The sequence below is a fragment of the Peribacillus sp. R9-11 genome (genome assembly GCF_031345095.1).
GTDB lineage: Bacteria > Bacillota > Bacilli > Bacillales > DSM-1321 > Peribacillus > Peribacillus butanolivorans.
This window is the reverse complement of sequence record NZ_CP133763.1, coordinates 208,864-225,102: the sequence shown is the minus strand read 5'-3', so window position 1 is coordinate 225,102 and position 16,239 is coordinate 208,864. Positions and strand designations below refer to the sequence as shown.

The window sequence follows — 16,239 nt, the reverse complement described above, 5'->3', positions numbered from 1 at the left end:
GAAGCACCCGGAATAATGATACCTTTTTATAAAAGCAAGTGACCCTCACGTTGCGGGATAGATAAAGTTGAATATTGAGGTGATTTTGCGACATTTACCCTATCAGCTTTTTCCGATTAGTGTACTCGACTTCTATACCTATACATTCATATTGTTCGCGGAACAAAAAGACGAAGGTGTTTGTGCAACACATTTGCCTGAATAGGTAAAAGACACCCTACATCGCCATCAATATTGATTGCAAGTTCCTCTGATGTAGATAAATGCAGCTTAGAAGTTTGAATATATTCTACTTCTTCGTGTCCCTTTACCTCGCCCTTTATTAAACTCGGAATAATCTTGATAATAAGAGGAAGGGATAAATCTTTAATAATAAATGTGTGCAACTTTCCATCATTTACTTCCGCCTCGGGTGCAAGTTGTTCGAAACCTCCGACTGAATTAGTCATCGTGGCAATTAATAAATAAGCCTCTCCCAACCACCTTCCCTGATCATGTTCAACAGTTAAAGGAAACGGAGTCTTTTTGACTAATGTTTTTGCTCCTTCTATAAAATAAGCAAGTGAGCCCAGACGAGTTTTTTGCTCAACGGTCACATTAGAGGTAGCCTCAGCAATTGCACCGACCGCCAGCACATTCATGAAATAACGATCATTGATCTTCCCGATGTCAGCATCCTTAATCTGTGCTTCTTTTAACATCTCTATGGATTTATCAGGATCCAACGGTATGCCAAGGGACCTAGCGAAGTCATTTACCGTTCCTAGTGGAATGATGCCGAAAACAGGCCGATGCTTCTGTTCGGCCAACCCATTCACTGTCTCATTTACTGTTCCATCTCCCCCCATCGAAATGACAGCATCAAATTTTTCTGCACAGGATTCCTTAGCAAACTCCATAGCATCACCTTCGACTTCGGTTTTACGAACAATCACTTGATCATAGATACACCTTAGTACCCTTTCTGCGTTCGGCAATATCTGTCCTGCCTTTTCCTTCCCTGAAGATGGATTTATGATAATCATCACTTTTGACATATGCGACCTCCCATTAATGTACTTCTACTACCAAGTTACCTCTTTACTAAAGCACTAAAACCGCACACCCCCTTTTCAGGAGCTTAATATTCATTTTTTTGAATCAAAAGTATCTGATCACGAAAAAAAAGAACGCAACACTACTGACAAGTCAGATACTTTCCTTCTTTACGATGATATTTTCCGCCGTACTTTAACAAGTTGAGAATGCAAGCCATCGTTTCATATTTCTAGTATTCACTCTGTTTTTTGCTTATCGGTGCTTAAAGGAGAAAAAGTTATATTCATTAGTCCTGCACAGGAACTTTCATATATTAACTGCTGTCTTATGAACTTACCGACATTTTAGAGCAGCTAAAAGACATATAGAAATAGAAACAGGTTAGCCATCAATTTGTTTTTCGTGTAATTTATCTGTACTTCAATCTGTTACATAAAACACTATTTTATTTCATTGAATATTGCATAACCTTTCGTTCGCTCTTAATTTTCCTCACTTCTCAACCTATATATTTCTTCAGATTTTCATTTTTTTTAATAAATGACAAAAAAAAATATTAACAAAAACCCTATTCCTATAGGGTTTTTGTGCTCAATCTGAAATATTTTTTAAATTTTCTGTAAAATACCTATACATTTTCCAATTTCGGGTATATACTGTATTATAACAACAAACAAACAACAAAAACTGTACTATATAGAGGAGGAGCGAGACATGCAAACAAATCAATCAAGTTTATTAATAAACCATTCATTTAAACATTGCCCGGAATGTGGTGAAACACTTGTTGAACAATCAGATTCCTATCTGATGGAATGCGATCGCTGCCTTTCTAAACGTGAAGAATAAATCATTTTAAGAAAAAATATAAAAACATTAAAAGGAGGAAATAATCATGCAAACGAAAAAAACCATTGAATTTTTCAACAATATCCCTGCTAAACATTGCCCTGAGTGCGGTGATCATATTGTCGAACATGCTGAGTCCTACTTAATGGAATGTGACCGCTGTCTTACCAAACGTGAAGACTAGTTTAACCAAATTAAAAGGAGGGAACCACATGCAAACTAAAAATCCGTTAGAGTTCTTTAGAACCCTGCCACCTAAACAATGTCCCGAGTGCGGTGATCAAATCACTGAACAAGCTGAATCTTACTTAATGGAATGTGACCACTGCCTTTCTAAACGCGAAGACTACTAAACCATTTAAAGGAGGAAACTATCATGCAAACTAAAAATCCGTTGGAGTTCTTTAGAACCCTGCCACCTAAACAATGTCCCGAGTGCGGTGATCAAATCACTGAACAAGCTGAATCTTACTTAATGGAATGTGACCACTGCCTTTCTAAACGCGAAGACTACTAAACCATTTAAAGGAGGAAACTATCATGCAAACTAAAAATCCGTTGGAGTTCTTTAGAACCCTGCCACCTAAACAATGTCCCGAGTGCGGTGATCAAATCACTGAACAAGCTGAATCTTACCTCATGGAATGTGACCACTGCCTTTCTAAACGCGAAGACTACTAAACAATTAAAAGGGGGAAACTATCATGCAAACTAAAAATCCGTTGGAATTCTTTAGAACCCTGCCACCTAAACAATGTCCCAAGTGTGGTGATCAAATCACTGAACAAGCTGAATCTTACCTCATGGAATGTGACCACTGCCTTTCCAAAAAAGATGAATATTAAAAAAAAGATACTGACATCAAGAAGCTGTAAAGGCCAACTTTTTGATGTCAGTACATTTCCGAGAAATCACAAATATATTAACTTGCCACTCCAACTCCCTTTCAGTGCATTATAAAAAGGATGTCCTTTGAACACCCTTGGTTTTTTTCTATTTACCCACATATTTATCCATATATTCCCCACTAGTCTTCCTACTACTGTTCTGTAAGTAATCCAAGGCAAAAATCATGAATTCGATGCCAAGGCGTTGATCTGAGCGCATAAAATTTGACCCTAATAGTTTTTCTAATTTTTCTAGCCGATGGTACAGTGTTTGCCGGACAATAAATAGTTGTTTTGAAGTTTCCTGTTTCGATCCATTACAAGCGAGATAGGTCTTCAAGGTAGGCATCAATTCACCGTTATTTTGTTTGTCATATTCGATAACAGGACCTAAATATTCATGAACGGTTTCTTCCAAATTACCATGCTTATTGATTAGAGAAATCATACGATACATATGTAAGTCCTGATAAAAAAAGCTTCTGTTCTCCTCTGGTAAGGTATCCTGAAGCAATAAAGTCTCACGAGCCGTTTCATAACTTTTATAAATCTCACTTAACTTTTGAACGTGTTTTCCAAACCCAATAGTAAGCAGGCTCATACGATTACGTCCGCTGACATCCATTTTCATAATACGATCCAAGGCACTTGTCACCCTTCCTTTCCAATCTTCGGATGAACGATTATCGCCTAGGATGAAGACAAGGTGCTGATGAATTTCCATAGAGAAAATCTGAAAACCATATTGTTCAAAAACTGTCCTAAACATTATCTTAAAATAGGTTCCATCTAATTTTGTTGAACTTTTATTATACCGTGGATGTTGTTTGCAAATGCAAACAATCCCGCCATCTAGCTGCATTTTCGGATCAATATAGGAAAGCCGCTCACGGATTGCTTCGTCGCTATACTCCCCTTCAATCCAGTTTGTTAGCCATTTGCTTTCTTCTGACATTTTCTTTTCTTCTATATATAATTCCCGTAATAGATGCTGAGCCAAAGCGGTGGCTGTCCGATCCAAGATCAGTGAATCAAAATCCGTCAACTCTCTATCGCTACTGCAAATGAGCAGTTCCGCATAATTCTCACCGAGCACTTGAATCGGTTGTCTAAGAACGGTTTTGTTCAAAGTTCTCTTTTCTTCATTTACTTCCACTAACATTTGATAGGTTATTTTTTTCTTTATTTTTGGAATACTGGCTATATCGTTTTCATTAAAGATAAGAATAACCTGTACATTTAAATAGTTATGGAGAAATTTTAGAATTGATTCATAATGGTCAATTTCGAGGAGATTTTTATTTAGCTGCTGGGAGTAGTTCTCTAAGTTGGAGATCATTTGATATTGTTTATTAATGATTAGGGAATGAATATCCTGAGTAATTTCTACGAATGGAACTTCTTGATGAAATAGGATGATAGGGAATTGGTGTTCATCTGCAAGATCTATCGCACATTTGGGAATTGCCATGGTACGGGTACCTATCTCTATACACAGTCCTGCTGCATTACATTGAATTAGCTGATTTAAATAGGAAAGAAATGTGCTATCACAATCTTTCCACCCCAAACCGGTGGTCAGAATCAGTTCATTTCCATTTAACAAGTGGCTGATTTGGGTGACTTCCATGCAGTGGACCCATTTCACTTGACGCTTTATTCCACTGCTGCCGGCGATTATATCCGTCTGATTAAAATGCCTGCGCGTTAGAATTTCCTCGATTGTAATCGAAGTATTCATTCATCCATCCACCATCCTTCTATAAAACTGCTATAAAATCTATTATAAACGGACAGTCTATAAATCTCCAGACACTTGTCAGAAAATCTAACGTCAAAATTCAACAAAAAATTCATCACTTATGTTCAAAATGATGCTATGAACTCAAATTCTACATTGATTATCTATATCTATTGGCTATCTATCTTATCATTTCTATCAGAAAGCCAAGAATATTGATTTCTTAGGTTTAAAAGCATTCTCGAACTTTGATTCAAGACAGCTACACAAAAGTGGCCTATTCATTTAACGAATAGGCCAGAATTTCAAGTTTATACGTGAATTTTAATGCAACTTCCTGAAAAGCAATGTTGAGAAGTATTTTCTTCCTTCCGGGGTTTTGATATTCAACTGCTTCCATTCCTGCTTCGTACCTTCTATCAGTTCGAAATCGAGAAAAGCCCCACTTAAATTTTCCGAGACTCGGGTGATTCGATATCCTCTTTCAAGTAAAAAATCAATTTGTTCCCTTTCTAAGCGATACTCTTGATATTCGGACATTTCTACTCCCCCTTTTTTACACATTCTCCCCGCCAGTAGCAGTCGTAATAACCAATTCTTTTTCAATTTCTAATTCCTTTTCGATTTTCCAATCCCTCCCTATTGATATACCTAAATATTTCTCATCACTTGGGTCAATAATTTCGGCTTGTTCATATTTCTTAAACCACCAAAATTTTGCCAATACATAATAACTTGCGCTACCAAGCACGAATCCCACAATAAACGAATAGTTTGAAAAAACTGTGGCACCTATTCCACCAATCGCCCAAGAAATGATTCCCGCCCAATTCACACCATTCAAGTATTTATATTGACCTTCACTTTCATATAGTTCTGGTACATTAACACGTCGTTTACGAAGGAAATAATAATCAGCCACCAAGATGCCAACAATAGATGCTAAAACTCCACCTACAATTAACAAAACTTCTATTATTATGCCGAACAAGCTCCATGGCTGAACTACGATTCCAATAAACCCGGCGACAACAACTCCCGCCCAAAAAGGCATTTTAGGACCCATGATATTTGAGAAAATGGTAGCTGCCGGGATTACATTGGCAGTAGTATTCGTCGACCATTGAGCAAAAACTATCATGATTAAAAGGACTCCAAGAGCAATTCCACTTGCCGATCCTTGTATAGCAACGACGGGATCATAATTGGAAACAGCCATGTAAGAAACCCCTCCGATAATAACCATGAACGTCTGAGTAATGGGATAGGTAATAATATTCCCAATAACCTGCCCCTTATTGCGCCTGAACCAATTTTTTTCATTTTTAGGTGCCTTGATATAACGAGAAAGTGTCGGCATATCCGCCGCCAACGTACCCCAAAATCCCATATTAGCCATTATGACGACCATGAAAGCCGTTGCCGCTGCACCTCCAGTTACCGGACTTTCAATCCAGGTCCATACATCTCTTCCTTGGGCCACAGCTTGATCGGAAAGAGTAAAATACATCCAGCCTGAAATCAAGATGATGACTGGTGCTGCTAAGTCAGCAAATCGTTCAATCGACTTGATTCCCATTGCCGTGTTAACTAATTGTAAAACGGCAAAAATGAGGAAGCAGATAAACCAATTATCAAAGTTAAAAAGGGTTGCAAAGATTGCATTCATTGCAGTTGCACCGAAGTAGGTGTTAAGACCGAACCAGCATGAGGCAACAAACCCCCTAACAACCGATGGAATATGGGTACCGATCGTACCGAATGGCGCCCTCATATAGACTGGGAAAGAGATGCCATGCTCAACCCCGATATCTCCTGTCATTGTCATCAAAAAGCCAAGAACTACACAAGCAATGACCGTTGCCAGCACGACCCAACCAAGCGCTAAGCTTTGTACACCGTTACCGCCAATTGCAAAGGCGGCCAATACTACAGCCATTCCTACCCAAATAAATCCAAAACCGGCTGCACTTATGTTCTTCTCACTATGAGGTATAGGCAGCAAATCGGGAGACTTTAAATAATCTTTCTTCTCACTCATATAAAATCCCCCAATATTAATTTGCTTGTTTTTCCTTACAGACGTTTTAGACAGGAAGCTTTTGCTCTGAATCCGACTCCAGCGACGTGTTATATTTAGCCCGTTTCAAGAATTGCCCTTTTCCAGCCTCACCTACAAATTGCTTTTCTCTAATGACAAATTGACCGCGTGATAAAACAGAAACCGGTTCACCTGTTATTTTCATTCCCTCAAACGCATTATAATCGACAGCCATATGATGAGTATCTGCAGAAATAGTCCGCTCCACCTTTGGATCAAAGATGACAATATCCGCATCTGATCCTACAGCAATCGTTCCTTTTTTAGGGAACAATCCAAAAAGTTTGGCTGCCCGGGTTGAAGTGATGTCCACGAATTGATTCAAGGTGATACGCTCTTTCTTGACTCCTTCCGAAAACAGAATACTCATTCGGTCTTCAATTGTAGGACCACCATTGGGGATTTTCGTAAAGTCTTCACGCCCAAGATCTTTTTGACCTTTAAAATCAAAAGAGCATTGGTCGGAGCCTATCGTTTGCAACTGGCCTGTTTTTAAAGCGTTCCATAGTACTTCCTGATTTCTCTTTTCCCTTAATGGAGGAGACCATACATATTTAGATCCTTCGAAATTGGGCTTTTCAAGGTAGGTTTGGTCAAGGACCAAGTATTGCGGGCAAGTCTCACCCCAAATATCAACCCCTTTATTTCTTGCCTCTGTAATTTTTTCAACCGCATCTTCACATGTGACATGAACGACATAAAGCTGACTGTTTGCCATCTCCGTCAACTTGGCTGCTCGTCCCGTTGCTTCTCCTTCAAGTTCCGGAGGCCTTGTTAACGCATGATAAATCGGATCAGTATGACCTTCAGCAAGCGCCTGTTTTGTTAAATAATCAATCACATCGCCATTTTCAGCATGGACCATGACAAGTGCGCCAAGTTCTTTCGCTTGAAGCAGTGTACGGTAAAGTGTCGCATCATCGGCTTGAAAAACATTCTTGTAAGCCATAAACACTTTAAACGAAGAAATCCCTTCATTCTCGATGATACTTGGCAACTCAGCCAGAACCTTATCATTAATTTCACTAATCATTAAATGAAAACTATAATCTATTGCTGCTTTTTCACTTGCCTTTTCGTGCCACGTTTCTATAGATTTCTTTAATGGCGCCCCTTTTTCGGTCAAACAAAAGTCGATGACCGTAGTCGTACCTCCATATGCAGCAGCTATCGTACCTGTTTCATAATCATCCTTTGTTGTAGTCCCACCGAACGGCATATCAAGATGGGTATGTGGGTCAATACCTCCTGGAAAAATATACGCGCCTTTTGCATCAATGATTTCCGCTCCCTCTGCTGAAAGGTCTTTACCAATCATTGTAATGATTTCATTTTCAATTAAAATATCCGCTTGATACGTATCTGCAGCCGTTGCAATTGTTCCATTTTTAATAATTTTCTTCATGATCTTCTTCATATATAATCTCCTCCATTATTTTACGAAATCAACACTTTCATTACCGATGTTCCCAAGGAATGCCTGACGTTCATTCCAAGTCATTGGAGGCAAATCACTTGTCAGTTCAATCATGTCGATTGCCCCATCAACCGGGCATACAATCGAACAAAGATTACATCCGACACAATCTTCTTCACGGACTCGTAAGAATGGGCTGCCTGACGGGTCTTTTAACATATCTATACATTGATGTGAAGTATCTTCACAGGCAATATGACATTTATTGCAGTTAATGCACACATCATTATTAATGCGCGCCACTACCTTATAATTAAGATCTAAATTTCCCCAATCGGAATAACGGGGTACAGACTTACCAACAATATCCATCACAGAGAATATCCCTTTTTCATCGAGGTAATTAGACAGACCATCAATCATGTCCTCGACAATTCGAAAACCGTGATGCATGGCAGCAGTACAAATTTGCACCCCCGTTGAACCCATCAATAAAAATTCAACCGTATCCTGCCAATTAGATATTCCACCGATTCCCGATATCGGAACATTAATCAGTGGATTCCTTGCACATTCTGCAACCATATTTAAAGCAATCGGCTTCACAGCAGGACCACAATACCCGCCATGGGCACCCTTACCGCCTACATGGGGAATCGTATTCCATGAATGGATATCCACTCCTGCCAGGCTGTTAATCGTATTAATCATACTAATTGCATCCGCTCCACCGCGTATAGCGGCTTCCGCAGTAACCGTGATGTCAGTTATATTCGGAGTAAGTTTGACAATGACAGGTTTCGATGCCGCTTCCTTTGCCCAATATGTTTGCTTTTCCACAAGCTCAGGAACCTGTCCAGAAGCAGCGCCCATACCCCGCTCAGCCATACCGTGCGGGCAGCCAAAGTTCAATTCATAACCATCAACCCCCACGTCTTCTATGCGTTTGATAATTTCATGCCACTTATCTTGATGCGGTTCGACCATTACTGATGCAATGATTGCATGGTCAGGGAAACGTTTTTTCGTTTCATATATTTCTTTTAAGTTCACCTCAAGTGGTCGATCCGTAATCAATTCAATATTGTTGAAACCAGCTACTCGCTGGCCATTAAAACCCACAGCTGCAAAACGTGATGAGACATTCAGAATAGGATCTCCCAACGTCTTCCAAACGGCTCCTCCCCAGCCAGCCTCAAATGCCCGCTGCACTTGATACCCCGAATTAGTAGGTGGTGCCGACGCCAGCCAAAAAGGATTGGGAGATTTAATACCCGCAAGATCAATTGATAAATCAGCCATGTTAAGCCTCCTAATTTTCATTTTTATTAAGCAATATCTACCGCTTCGCTCATTAAAATCCGGTCAATTTCATAGGCTGTCTTCTTCCCTTGCTGGGCAGCGGAAACAACCATTGCCTCACCTTGGCCTTTTCCAAAAATAACGTCACCACAGGCAAATACTTTTTCATTCGACGTTTTATATGAGTCTCCTTCTAATGTTACGACGCCTCCATCATGCTCAATGCCAAACTGTTCAATCAGTCCTACATATCTAGATTGGCCGATAGCACGGATAACGCCATCGACAGGTATAACAAATTCTGATCCAGAAATCGGTACAGGACGACGGCGACCATCTTCTCCTGCCTCACTAAGCACCATTTTTACACACTCGATACCCGTTACCTGACCATTGCTATCTGAAATAATCCTAGAAGGGTTCGTCAGCCAGTGAAACCCGACACCTTCCTGTTTAGCAAACTCATATTCAAAATCGTAAGCTGTCATTTCCTTCTGGGTACGACGATAGATAATTCCAACTTGTTCGGCACCAAGACGTACAGAACAGGTTGCTGCATCAATCGCTGTATTCCCAGCTCCAATGACCGCCATCTTCTTCCCAACGAATTTATCAGTGATAGCCTCTGTTTTCGTTGCCTTGACGAAGTCGATTGCATCATATACTTCAGCCAGGTCTTCTCCTTCAATTCCAAGTTTTGGAACATCAGACATACCAATCGCCAAAATAACGGCATCATAGTCGGTGGTTAGCTGGGTAGCAGAAACATCAACACCAACCCTCGTATTCGTTTTAATTTCAACATCTAAACTCTTTACTTGTTCAACTTCCCAATAAGAAATGCTCTGTGGCAAACGGAAAGATACGATACCGTACGTATTTAATCCACCTGGATTTTTTTCAGCTTCGAAAATGGTTACACTGTAGCCAAGCAAGGCTAATTCCCTTGCTGCAGATAAGCCCGCAGGTCCGCTTCCGACAATGGCAACCTTTTTGCCATTCTTCTTCCCGGCCTTGAATAGAGCTTGTTTATTTTGGATGGCCCAATCTGTGGAATAACGCTGGAGATTGCCAATCATGATTGGCTTTGTAGAATGGTTTAGGACACATGCCCCCTCACATAATTCTTCTGTCGGGCATACTCGCGCACAACTGGCACCGACTGGATTGGCTGTCATGATCGTCTTGGCCGATCCTTTAAAATTCCCTGATGCTATTTTCTTAATAAAACTTGGAATATCTATCCCTGTCGGACAGGCTTGAATACATGGGGCATCATAGCAGTATAAACATCGATTCGATTCTTCCAAAGCTTCACGTGGGGTTAACCCCCTCTCCACTTCCTGAAAGTTCATCGCCAGACCATCTTTTAACGGACTCGTCATACTCATCTACTATTCTCCTTCCAAAAATTTATTTGTGAAAAATAAAAAGGGAGGAATTGCATGTATTCATCTAAAATAGCATTTCCTATCCTTACAATTAGAGAATTTATGGCAGTAACCCACTGTCGTTCTTCATCGTTCTATTTAGAAAGACAGTCACGACGATATAATTGCCAATAATCTCACATTCCGTTTATTATTTTCTTTTATTTTCTTGATGATCACGCCTTGGTCTCTGCTTCCTTTGGCCATTAAAAGCCCCCCCAATCGTTCTTAAAAACTCACAATCTGGTAATAACCAGATAAATTGAGTATTCTTTATTTTATAATGATAAAAAGCAAGTTACATTATACAAAGTGTAAAATATTGTTAACTGTTTAATGTGCACTATGTAATAACCATGTGATATTTCCTAACAACAAATGATAAACATCGTCATTTTTCTACAAACCTTACTTAATATTCATCACACTTACTGAATTTTTTTAATAAAACTAACTTATCAACACTTTGTCCACAAATTAAAAAGCCCTAGAAAATATTAAATGCAATTTTCTAGGGCTTTTTAATTTTATTCACAGGTTATCCACATAAAAATAATATGTGGATAACAAGAAATACTGAGTTATTTCAACGTTTTCCAGTAAGTATTGTATTTTTCTTAAAAAACTATACACAGGTTCAATAGTGAATTTTCAGTCATTAACAACTTGCTAACAACTTATACACATATTATCAACAAAACGATTACTTAGAGTTAATAACGTATTGATGATATTTTTCATAATCTGTTTTCTTGCACTCAAGTTTTAATTTAGATCCATTCTCATCATATTCTGTTTCCGTTATATGACCATGTTCATTGAAATAGGATACCAACTGTCCCTGGTCATACGGAATCAGCATCTCACAGCGAATATAGTCTACAAAAACATGTCCTCGGATTTGATCGATCAATTCCTGTATGCCTACTTTGTTTTTCACTGACATATAAACAGAGTCACGATTCACCTGCGGGATATCTATTTCAGTCAGATCTGCTTTATTATAAGCAAAAATAGTTGGAATTTCTTTAATGCCTATATCATTCAAAGTTTGATCTGTAATCTCTATTTGCTGCTCATAATTGGGATTGGAAAAATCAACAACATGAATCAATAAGTCAGCTTCGACCACTTCTTCTAAGGTTGAACGGAACGCTTTCACAAGATGATGCGGTAGTTTTGAAACAAAACCAACCGTGTCCGTCAGTAAAAATTCCTTATTATCCGGCAAAGGAATGTTTCGCACGGAAGTCTCAAGCGTAGCAAACAGCATATCCTTTTCCAAAACCTGCTTTTCGGTTGTTGGGTGAAACATTTCAATCAAAGCGTTCATGATCGAGGATTTCCCTGCATTCGTATAACCGACTAAAGAAACGACTGGGATGGCATTCTTTTTCCGCTGCTTCCTCTGCGTTTGACGGTGTGCAACAAGTTCTTCCAGTTCTTTATTCAAAACACTTATATTTTCCTCTATTCTCCTACGGTCAAGCTCTAACTGCTTTTCCCCAGCACCTTTGTTTGTACCAACTCCACCACTCTGACGACCTAATGACTCCCTTAATCCAACGAGACGTGGGAGCATATATTGAAGTTTTGCCAATTCTACCTGAAGCTGGGCTTCCTTTGTTTTTGCTCGGTGTGCAAAAATGTCCAGAATCAAGATTGTCCGATCAATTACCTTACAATCCATGTCCCTCTCCAGATTCCGAAGTTGTGAAGGCGACAACTGATCATTAAAGATGACGACATTCGCTTCCTTATACTCCACAAGATTTTTTACTTCCTCAATCTTTCCGGTTCCAATAAAATGTGATGAGTTCACCCGATGCAAATTCTGTGTGATCGTCCCGACAACCTCTACCTCACAGGCCTCCGTTAAATTAGCCAATTCCTCCATTGAATAATCAAAATCCTTTTGGCTATTGAGGTTTACCCCAACTAAGATTGCCCTTTGCTCTAATTCCATTCTTTCAAATCCCTTCCTGTAACTGCCATACTCAATTTAACAATCACACAGGATCATCCTATGCCTCATTAAAAGTCAGCCACATTGTAGCACACTACATAGAACATGCATAACGATTGCTTGGCTCTGCATTCAAAAATGTTCTTATTAGGATTCCTTTTACTTAAAAGAAAATTCAACATATTAAATACCAGGCCATATTCAGACCTGGTATTTTTGATATTCTATTGGTTTCTTATTTTCTTTCGACCTTATAGGATTGAATTCAATCGTTTATTAATCGTCCCGCTCTACTTTACCCTCTTTTACCTCGTCATTTTCATTAAGCAACTCGAGCCATAGTGGAAATTCAGATTCAGCTATATATCCGCCTTTTTTATACGATACCAGGACTCTTCCAGTATCGAACCGTTTCTGTACATCCCTTCCTCTTTTCTCAATAATGGTTTCGATAACGATCGATCACTTCATCTGGCGACGTTGTACTCGCCCATTCAATTGCTTTACTGTTGAGTGAAAAACTTCTGAACTGTACGTGAATTATCAGTTTCACATGAAACATTTTGAAGCAGTACAAGAAAAGGCTTCCTTGCACCTTTAAAAGGAACCAGGAAGCCATATTCAATTACTCTTTTATTCTTAGCAATCTAAGACTGTTCAATGTGACCAATAACGTTGCTCCCATGTCTGCAAAAATTGCCATCCACAGTGTTAACCAGCCTGGTGCTATCAATAGTAAAGCCAGAATCTTAATCGCTAACGAAAATGTGATGTTCTGCTTAATAATTTTTAACGTTTTACGACTTAGGCGTATCGTATAAGGCAGCTTTGATAAGTCATCACCCATTAAGGCAATATCTGCGGTTTCAAGGGCGGTGTCCGTCCCCGCTCCCCCCATCGCAATCCCAACCGTGGAAGCCGCTAAAGCCGGTGCATCATTGACACCATCGCCAATCATAGCCACTCGATTATATTTCTGTTTCCATTGTTTGATAAAGGCCAGTTTATCTTGCGGCAATAGCTCCGCTTGAATCTCATGAACGCCAGCTTCTGCTCCAATCGCTTTTGCTGTTCCGATATTATCCCCGGTTAGCATTATCGTTTTTTCAATCCCGAGAGCATGCAGTTTCCGGATTGCTTCCTTACTGCTTTCCCTTATTTCGTCCGCAACTGCAATCAGTGCAAGGAGTTTTATTTGATTGCCAAGCACCATCACCGTTTTTCCTTCATTTTGATAATCATTTATTTGGATACGAACATCTTCAGAAAAGGCTAAACCGCCCTCTTCTTCAAAAAGATGTGGTTTCCCAATGTAATAGACTTCTCTATTTATTGTTCCTTTTATACCTTTACCCGTGATTGCGGTAAAATCCTCGACCACTAGAGAGTGATAGTCCATGTTCTGGCTCTCTGCTTTTTGGAGAATGGCCGTGGCAAGAGGATGTTGTGAACAACTTTCTAAAGCTGCAGCAATCCCTAGAACTTCCTGTTCACTCACCCCGTCAACCAATACCGTGAAATCAGTCACTTCAGGTATTCCCTTTGTCAAAGTACCTGTTTTATCAAACGCAATCGCCTTTATGGCTCCAGCTTCCTCCAAATGGACTCCGCCTTTAATCAGTACACCATTTTTCGCAGCATTTCCGATGGCTGTTACAATTGCAATTGGTGTAGAGATAACTAAAGCACATGGACAACCAACAACCAGCACAGCCAATCCTCGGTAAATCCATTCACTCCATTCCCCGTTTATGACAAGCGGCGGAATAACGGCAATGGCCAACGCTATCAGCATAATGGCGGGCGTATAGAATTTTGCAAATCTATCAACAAATGCCTGGGAAGGAGCTTTTTCAGCCTGAGCTTCTTCAACAAGATGTATGATTTTTGCAATCGTCGTATCCTCTACTCGTTTCGTGACCTCCACTTCCAGCAGTCCTTCACCATTTAAGGTTCCAGCAAATACTTCACCCTCAACCGTTTTAAATATTGGCTCTGATTCCCCTGTAATGGCTGCTTGATTCAGTGTCGAGGCACCTTTCGTGATCCTGCCGTCCATAGCGAGCTTCTGACCGGGTTTGACAATCATGGTGTCGCCCACCTCAATCTCATCAACAGCAACCATCATTTCGTGATGTCCCCTACGAATCAAGGCCTCTTTAGGAGCTATATTCATTAATGATTCTATAGAATTCCGGGCTTTATCCATCGAATATTTTTCCAGCGCTTCACTGATTGCAAACAGAATAACGACTGTTGCTCCCTCGCCCCATTCACCCAGCACAGCTGCTCCAATAATTGCAACCGTCATTAGGGTGTGCATATCAAAGCGCAGTCTGACAAGATTTTTCAGTCCATTGATAAATAGTGAATATCCACCAACTAAAATTGCAACCGCATAGCCAATCACTGACATGTTGCTTCCATCACCATATTGTTTATCCAATATCCAACTGATTAAAAGAAGGATAGCAGAAAACACTACTTTAATATTTTCTTTTTGCTTCCAAAACGGTTCCTTTTCCATAACCTGTTCTTGTTCATCCCGGATTTTAAGATTATCAAAGGCTCCCGCTTTTTCAATTTCTTCAATTGTTGTACTTCCTTGAATCGAAATCTTCGAAGCCCCGAAGTTGATTTTGGCAACTTTCACTCCCTCAAGGTCACGGACATTATTTTCAAATTTAGCCGCACAATTCGTACAGGATAGACCTTGAATTCGATACGTTTTTGATTGGGATTCAGCCATCGACCCTCACCTCCTGCTGATGTTCTAATGCAATAAGAATTAATTGTTTTATATGATGATCATCTAATGAATAAAATGCTAACTTACCTTCTTTTCGATATTTTACGATTGCATGTTTATATAGGGTACGAAGATGATGTGAGGTTGTCGCCATTGAGGCACCAATGATATTCGCCAAATCACACACACACAACTCCTCATCCGTACATAGCGCATAAGCAATTTTCGCTCTGTTTTCATCACCGATAACTTTAAACAGCTTCGATATACTAGAGATATTCACCTGGCTCATTTCTTCTTGAATGCAGTTCACCTTTACTTCATCATGCAGGTGAACATCACACATATCCTTCATTTCCGCCATCTTCTCACCCCCCCTCATTCAAATATGCGTTTGATTATAATATACCATAATTTGCTGAATATTCAAACCTAGATTTGAATGTAAAAGAAACTTACTTCCTCCCCAAAGCAGACTTGATAAAAGCGGCATATATGACTATATATGAAAAACACTGGCTTTTGTTTCAATTTGAACTTCATCCACATACACCAAGATCAGATCAACGCATGACTAGAAATCGTTCATAACTCATAAATTTTATTGTTGTATAAACGAAGAGAGGTCAAAGTGCCTATTTTGGCAACCTGACCTCTGTATTATTATTCTCTATACCTTTATAGGTGTCATAGAAGGCTTCATTCTAAAATGGTTAAGAAATGTCTTATCAAATATCCCCTGAATCGTATCAATTTTTT

At 39.6% G+C, this 16,239-nt stretch carries 16 protein-coding genes; 6 read left to right on the top strand and 10 right to left on the bottom strand.

Going from position 1 to position 16,239, the window contains the following annotated elements:
• Window positions 1-146: 146 nt before the first annotated feature.
• A complete protein-coding gene (locus RE409_RS01205) occupies window positions 147-1,037 on the bottom strand; it encodes a diacylglycerol/lipid kinase family protein (RefSeq protein WP_201222426.1) in 891 nt (296 codons plus the stop codon).
• A 715-nt stretch (window positions 1,038-1,752) separates the two neighbouring features.
• Between RE409_RS01205 and yhfH (RE409_RS01200) the strand changes: the two genes are divergently transcribed.
• From yhfH (RE409_RS01200) to yhfH (RE409_RS01175), 6 genes are read left to right on the top strand one after another with little or no spacing between them, the layout of a single operon-like run.
• A complete protein-coding gene (gene yhfH / locus RE409_RS01200; RefSeq protein ID WP_082527581.1) occupies window positions 1,753-1,887 on the top strand; it encodes a protein YhfH in 135 nt (44 codons plus the stop codon).
• Window positions 1,888-1,933: 46 nt separating this feature from the next.
• On the top strand, window positions 1,934-2,071 hold the full coding sequence (gene yhfH / locus RE409_RS01195) for a protein YhfH (RefSeq protein ID WP_098176682.1): 138 nt from the start codon (window positions 1,934-1,936) through the stop codon (window positions 2,069-2,071).
• Between the two features lie 28 nt (window positions 2,072-2,099).
• Window positions 2,100-2,240 carry a protein YhfH gene (yhfH, locus tag RE409_RS01190; RefSeq protein ID WP_082527583.1) on the top strand — a complete coding sequence of 47 codons (141 nt, stop codon included), beginning with the start codon at window positions 2,100-2,102 and terminating at the stop codon, window positions 2,238-2,240.
• 23 nt (window positions 2,241-2,263) lie between these two features.
• On the top strand, window positions 2,264-2,404 hold the full coding sequence (gene yhfH, locus RE409_RS01185) for a protein YhfH (RefSeq protein WP_082527583.1): 141 nt from the start codon (window positions 2,264-2,266) through the stop codon (window positions 2,402-2,404).
• Between the two features lie 23 nt (window positions 2,405-2,427).
• A complete protein-coding gene (gene yhfH, locus RE409_RS01180; RefSeq protein ID WP_082527583.1) occupies window positions 2,428-2,568 on the top strand; it encodes a protein YhfH in 141 nt (46 codons plus the stop codon).
• A gap of 23 nt (window positions 2,569-2,591) precedes the next feature.
• The gene (gene yhfH, locus RE409_RS01175; RefSeq protein ID WP_201222427.1) at window positions 2,592-2,732 is read left to right on the top strand and encodes a protein YhfH; all 141 of its coding nucleotides are present in this window, start codon (window positions 2,592-2,594) and stop codon (window positions 2,730-2,732) included.
• A gap of 148 nt (window positions 2,733-2,880) precedes the next feature.
• Here yhfH (RE409_RS01175) and RE409_RS01170 read toward each other — a convergent pair whose 3' ends face one another.
• The 9 genes from RE409_RS01170 to RE409_RS01130 all read right to left on the bottom strand — a co-directional run bounded on the left by RE409_RS01170 (window position 2,881) and on the right by RE409_RS01130 (window position 15,835).
• Window positions 2,881-4,515, bottom strand: a complete 1,635-nt coding sequence (locus RE409_RS01170; RefSeq protein ID WP_309558386.1) for a PucR family transcriptional regulator — start codon at window positions 4,513-4,515, stop codon at window positions 2,881-2,883.
• Window positions 4,516-4,839: 324 nt separating this feature from the next.
• Entirely contained in the window at window positions 4,840-5,055 is a 216-nt protein-coding gene (locus tag RE409_RS01165; RefSeq protein ID WP_053348238.1) for a hypothetical protein, read from the bottom strand.
• A gap of 16 nt (window positions 5,056-5,071) precedes the next feature.
• A complete protein-coding gene (locus tag RE409_RS01160) occupies window positions 5,072-6,556 on the bottom strand; it encodes an NCS1 family transporter (protein ID WP_201188255.1) in 1,485 nt (494 codons plus the stop codon).
• Between the two features lie 46 nt (window positions 6,557-6,602).
• Complete coding sequence (gene hydA, locus RE409_RS01155) at window positions 6,603-8,021, bottom strand: dihydropyrimidinase (RefSeq protein WP_056525995.1); 1,419 nt, start codon at window positions 8,019-8,021, stop codon at window positions 6,603-6,605.
• A 27-nt stretch (window positions 8,022-8,048) separates the two neighbouring features.
• A complete protein-coding gene (gene preA / locus RE409_RS01150; protein ID WP_309558385.1) occupies window positions 8,049-9,335 on the bottom strand; it encodes an NAD-dependent dihydropyrimidine dehydrogenase subunit PreA in 1,287 nt (428 codons plus the stop codon).
• Window positions 9,336-9,361: 26 nt separating this feature from the next.
• Complete coding sequence (locus tag RE409_RS01145) at window positions 9,362-10,720, bottom strand: NAD(P)-dependent oxidoreductase (RefSeq protein ID WP_201188420.1); 1,359 nt, start codon at window positions 10,718-10,720, stop codon at window positions 9,362-9,364.
• A gap of 748 nt (window positions 10,721-11,468) precedes the next feature.
• A complete protein-coding gene (gene hflX, locus RE409_RS01140) occupies window positions 11,469-12,731 on the bottom strand; it encodes a GTPase HflX (protein WP_201222429.1) in 1,263 nt (420 codons plus the stop codon).
• A gap of 625 nt (window positions 12,732-13,356) precedes the next feature.
• Window positions 13,357-15,480 (bottom strand): heavy metal translocating P-type ATPase, encoded by a 2,124-nt coding sequence (locus RE409_RS01135; RefSeq protein WP_201250174.1) that lies wholly within the window; start codon window positions 15,478-15,480, stop codon window positions 13,357-13,359.
• A complete protein-coding gene (locus tag RE409_RS01130) occupies window positions 15,473-15,835 on the bottom strand; it encodes an ArsR/SmtB family transcription factor (RefSeq protein WP_376107593.1) in 363 nt (120 codons plus the stop codon). The genes RE409_RS01135 and RE409_RS01130 overlap by 8 nt, the downstream gene beginning before the upstream one ends.
• Window positions 15,836-16,239: the final 404 nt, after the last annotated feature.

Excerpts from the sequence above, each read along its gene's own strand:
- RE409_RS01205 (WP_201222426.1), bottom strand. The coding sequence starts at position 1,037 with ATGTCAAAAGTGATGATTATCATAAATCCATCTTCAGGGAAGGAAAAG.
- yhfH (WP_082527581.1), top strand. The coding sequence starts at position 1,753 with ATGCAAACAAATCAATCAAGTTTATTAATAAACCATTCATTTAAACAT.
- yhfH (WP_098176682.1), top strand. The coding sequence starts at position 1,934 with ATGCAAACGAAAAAAACCATTGAATTTTTCAACAATATCCCTGCTAAA.
- yhfH (WP_082527583.1), top strand. The coding sequence starts at position 2,100 with ATGCAAACTAAAAATCCGTTAGAGTTCTTTAGAACCCTGCCACCTAAA.
- yhfH (WP_082527583.1), top strand. The coding sequence starts at position 2,264 with ATGCAAACTAAAAATCCGTTGGAGTTCTTTAGAACCCTGCCACCTAAA.
- yhfH (WP_082527583.1), top strand. The coding sequence starts at position 2,428 with ATGCAAACTAAAAATCCGTTGGAGTTCTTTAGAACCCTGCCACCTAAA.
- yhfH (WP_201222427.1), top strand. The coding sequence starts at position 2,592 with ATGCAAACTAAAAATCCGTTGGAATTCTTTAGAACCCTGCCACCTAAA.
- RE409_RS01170 (WP_309558386.1), bottom strand. The coding sequence starts at position 4,515 with ATGAATACTTCGATTACAATCGAGGAAATTCTAACGCGCAGGCATTTT.
- RE409_RS01165 (WP_053348238.1), bottom strand. The coding sequence starts at position 5,055 with ATGTCCGAATATCAAGAGTATCGCTTAGAAAGGGAACAAATTGATTTT.
- RE409_RS01160 (WP_201188255.1), bottom strand. The coding sequence starts at position 6,556 with ATGAGTGAGAAGAAAGATTATTTAAAGTCTCCCGATTTGCTGCCTATA.
- hydA (WP_056525995.1), bottom strand. The coding sequence starts at position 8,021 with ATGAAGAAAATTATTAAAAATGGAACAATTGCAACGGCTGCAGATACG.
- preA (WP_309558385.1), bottom strand. The coding sequence starts at position 9,335 with ATGGCTGATTTATCAATTGATCTTGCGGGTATTAAATCTCCCAATCCT.
- RE409_RS01145 (WP_201188420.1), bottom strand. The coding sequence starts at position 10,720 with ATGACGAGTCCGTTAAAAGATGGTCTGGCGATGAACTTTCAGGAAGTG.
- hflX (WP_201222429.1), bottom strand. The coding sequence starts at position 12,731 with ATGGAATTAGAGCAAAGGGCAATCTTAGTTGGGGTAAACCTCAATAGC.
- RE409_RS01135 (WP_201250174.1), bottom strand. The coding sequence starts at position 15,480 with ATGGCTGAATCCCAATCAAAAACGTATCGAATTCAAGGTCTATCCTGT.
- RE409_RS01130 (WP_376107593.1), bottom strand. The coding sequence starts at position 15,835 with ATGAAGGATATGTGTGATGTTCACCTGCATGATGAAGTAAAGGTGAAC.